5 protein-coding genes are annotated in these 3,642 nt (G+C 50.7%); 3 read left to right on the top strand and 2 right to left on the bottom strand.

Annotated elements, in window-relative coordinates:
- The 3 genes from KDK14_RS11005 to KDK14_RS10995 all read left to right on the top strand — a co-directional run.
- The coding region (locus KDK14_RS11005; protein WP_257265160.1) for a hypothetical protein at nucleotides 1-201 on the top strand (201 nt) is incomplete at its 5' end.
- A gap of 33 nt (nucleotides 202-234) precedes the next feature.
- Nucleotides 235-729, top strand: coding sequence for a hypothetical protein (locus KDK14_RS11000; RefSeq protein ID WP_257265159.1), 495 nt, complete (start codon nucleotides 235-237; stop codon nucleotides 727-729).
- Nucleotides 680-2,326, top strand: coding sequence for a Sip1-related alpha-galactosidase (locus KDK14_RS10995; protein ID WP_257265157.1), 1,647 nt, complete (start codon nucleotides 680-682; stop codon nucleotides 2,324-2,326). Before KDK14_RS11000 ends, KDK14_RS10995 begins: the two co-directional genes overlap by 50 nt.
- Nucleotides 2,327-2,380: 54 nt before the next feature.
- On the opposite strand, the gene folD is transcribed toward KDK14_RS10995, so the two are convergent.
- Nucleotides 2,381-3,235, bottom strand: coding sequence for a bifunctional methylenetetrahydrofolate dehydrogenase/methenyltetrahydrofolate cyclohydrolase FolD (gene folD, locus KDK14_RS10990; protein WP_257265155.1), 855 nt, complete (start codon nucleotides 3,233-3,235; stop codon nucleotides 2,381-2,383).
- The coding region (locus KDK14_RS10985; RefSeq protein WP_257265154.1) for a hypothetical protein at nucleotides 3,232-3,642 on the bottom strand (411 nt) is incomplete at its 5' end. The genes folD and KDK14_RS10985, both read right to left, overlap by 4 nt.

Here is a 3,642-nt window from a genome sequence, read left to right as displayed (position 1 = left end):
CTGCGTTGCTCTAGCTCCTGCATCCATGCAGTCGTGCGGTGGCAGCAAATTGGTCGAAAAATTTCCGACTTTTTATCCTCAATCTTCTGCCATCCTCGCTACCGGGACGCCCAGTCGGGCGCTATTCTCGGACAGCCTCCTGGTTATCAGGTTTTCACTGTTGTATTTCTGATGATGAGAAATGCTGTATGCAAAGAATGAAAGCGTTCTTTCCAAGATGCAGTTGAGGCAGTTATGTACTCTCTTCGTGAAAAAGATCAACGGGTAAATTTGTGTTATGACCAGACTGCAGTATGTCAGGGGATCACTGTTCATGTTCGTTTGGATAATGAGGAGGAATATACTCTGACATGGTCGGGGCAGTCGCAGATATTTGTTCTTGATGACTGGCTCAGTGTCAGGTTGTCTCTAAAGACCAAAGGAAGACAGCTGTTGTTATCTGTGAATGCAGAGATTAGCAAGGGAATCAGTTGGCCAGGGCGCAGTTGGCACCCTCATTGCGCCATCCGAATCAATGTCGTCTCTTTGGGCGATATTTCCGGTCTGTGTGCCCATTATCTTTATAACAGTTGGTGGACACGGCCCCATTTTGATTGTGCCCTTAACAATCTGCCAGAGAAAACGCAGTCTTTGCTGTACGGCCTGGGAGAAGAGTATCACCACCTGCTGGCAGTATGTGATGAACAGGTTCGCTGTGAATTCCAGGGGGGGGGAAGTGGCTGGCATTGAGTTGCTAGTGGGTCCTGCAAAGTCGGGCGTTAGAGATTTTTCGGGCTTGATTGCCATCTATGGTGTCAGTACAGATCCATTTCTACTGATCAATGAGAATGTGCAGTTGGGGCGTCACCATCTATCGTACTATTCCAGGCCAAGAGAGCAACGTACCTTGCCCGAGGTGTTTAACTATCTTGGCTGGTGCAGTTGGGATGCCTGCTATCTTGATGTGAATGAGGATGCCGTTGTTGCCAAAGCGCAGGAGTTTTACTGCAAGGGGATTCCGGTGAAATGGATGCTGGTGGATGATGGTTGGTCCGAAGAGAAAGACCGTCGGCTGTTATCCTGGAAGGAAGATCGGGAGAAGTTTCCGGCCGGGCTTGGGGGGTTGAAGCAGACTCTTCAGGATGGCTATGGTATTCCCTGGTTGGGAGTGTGGCATGCTCTGACCGGTCATTGGGAGGGGATAGATGCACAGGCCAGCTTTCCTGTTCGTTTGGATGAGCTGGACTCATCAAGAAGATTACCTCCAACCTCAGCAGGGGATGCGTTTCGCTTCTGGCACGGCTGGCACGATTATCTGGCTCGTCATGGGGTTGATTTCATCAAGGTCGATGTTCAGGGCAATCTTGCCAACCACTATCAATACCGGGATTTCCCGGGAAAAGTATCCCGGGTTGCGCATCAGGCCCTTGAAGCCTCGGTGGGGCTGCATTTTAACGGTCAACTGATCAACTGCATGGGGATGGCCAGTGATCAGCTCTGGCACCGGCCTTCATCTGCCCTTGCTCGTAACAGTGATGATTTTTTTCCAAAGAAGAGTGGCAACCTCCAGGAGCATGCACTGCAGAATGCGTACAATGCGGTATTTCATGATGCCTTTTTTGCAGGTGACTGGGATATGTGGTGGACCATTCACGAAGACTCTGATGCCCATGCGTTGCTCAGGGCAGTGAGTGGCGGGCCGATTTATACCAGCGATCCGGTTGGGCAGACCGATGCAGAACAACTGATGAAGCTGGTGTTTAATGATGGCCGGGTCGTTCGCTGTGACCAACAGGGAAAGGTGGCCCGAGACCAGTTATTTGAAAACCCCCTATACTCCGGGAAGTTACTTAAAGTCACCAATCGGGTTGGCGCTGTGGGAGTCCTTGCCTTATTTAATATTGCCGAAGATCACCAGCTGATTACTGAGCGTATCACTGCATTATCCCTGGAAAATGCCAGTGGCCAATGGTTGCTTTACTGGCCGACCCGACGCCAATGTTTCAGCCATTCTGAACCGCCTGAAATACGGCTTGGACAGAATGGATCAGACCTGATTCTGTTTTATCCTGCAGAGTCATTGGTCTGTCTGGGATTGGAAGACAAGATCTTGCCGGCCTGTGCGATTGTTGATCAGGTGCTGTGCTGGAAAGATATCGGTGTGCGCCTTGCAAGCCGACTCAGGCAGGGAGGCAGGCTGTGCATTTATAGTGAGTATCCGATTCTGGAGGTTCGCATCAATGGGCAGGAATATGAATGGGAGGAGTCAGGTAATATGTACCTTGTTGATTGTTCTGAGCGGAAAGATGAAATCTTGCTTGAATGCCTGGCCGGTATGAATTCATAAAATGGGTCCGGCAGTAAAACTGCCGACCTGAACCTTGAACTCTCTTCTCCCGGTTCAGTGGTGCAGATGGTCTGCAGCATACAGTGTGTTTTCCAGAAGGGTCGCTACAGTCATCGGCCCAACACCGCCGGGAACCGGAGTAATCCATGAAGCTCTTTGTCTGGCAGCATCAAACTCCACATCACCCACGAGTCGGCCGTCATCCATACGGTTGATACCAATATCAATAACCACGGCGCCGGGCTTTACCCAGGCGCCTTTAACCAGTCCGGGCTTGCCAGCGCCTACCACCAGGATGTCTGCCCTGGCTACTTCAGCGGCCAGGTCGAAAGTAAAGCGATGCGTGGTGGTTGTGGTGCAGCCTGCCAGTAGTAACTCCATGGTCATTGGGCGACCCACAATATTGGAGGCGCCGACAATGACGGCATTCTTGCCACGAATGGGTTGACCTGTGCTTTCCAGCAGTGTCATCACACCTTTCGGTGTGCATGGTCGCAGCAGTGGGATACGCTGAACCAGGCGGCCAATGTTGTAGGGGTGAAAGCCATCGACATCCTTGTCAGGACGGATGCGTTCAATCACCAGTTCGCAGTTGATGTGTTCAGGCAGGGGTAACTGTACCAGAATGCCATCAATTTCCGGGTGATCATTCAGGTTGTCAATTAATGCCAGCAGGTGCTGTTCACTGGTGGAGGCTGGCAGGTCGTGGGATATGGATTTGAAACCCACCCGTTCACAGTCCTGCCTTTTCTTGCCTACATAAACTTTGGAAGCTGGATCATCGCCAATCAGGATAACCGCCAGTCCCGGAGCCCTGAGACCCTGTGAAGTTCTTTTTTTCACCTGTTCGGCGATGGTGCCGGTCAGTTGCAGGGCAATGGCTTTGCCATCAATAATGTTTGCTGTCATATGTACTGAAGCCTGTTGCTGGCAGTAATACAGGATAATTGGCGAATATTGAAGATGACCGTTAGTTTAACAGTGCTCTGGCTCTGTTGACACAACCGCCTGTTGATAAAGGCAACGCTTTTCCCACCTTCAACCTGTATCAGGTGTGTTCGATATATAGGGTGAGTAAGGTGTTTTTTGTCAGACAGGTTGTTATGGTCATTTAGACAGAGCAAGCTTCCTGCACTAACTGAACCGATATGTAGATCACAAAATGCCTGTGGCAATTGACGAGAGCCATGCTTGTGATTAAGATACTTCTCCTTCGATCCGCGCAACTTTTTGGGATCTCCTGAAAGTAGCTGGGACGTTTCGGGGTATAGCGCAGTCTGGTAGCGCGCCTGCTTTGGGAGCAGGATGTCGGGAGT

The sequence above is a fragment of the Endozoicomonas sp. ONNA2 genome, assembly GCF_024606365.1.
Lineage (GTDB): Bacteria > Pseudomonadota > Gammaproteobacteria > Pseudomonadales > Endozoicomonadaceae > Endozoicomonas.
Note: the sequence above shows the minus strand (reverse complement) of the source record. Positions and strands in the feature narration are given on the sequence as shown.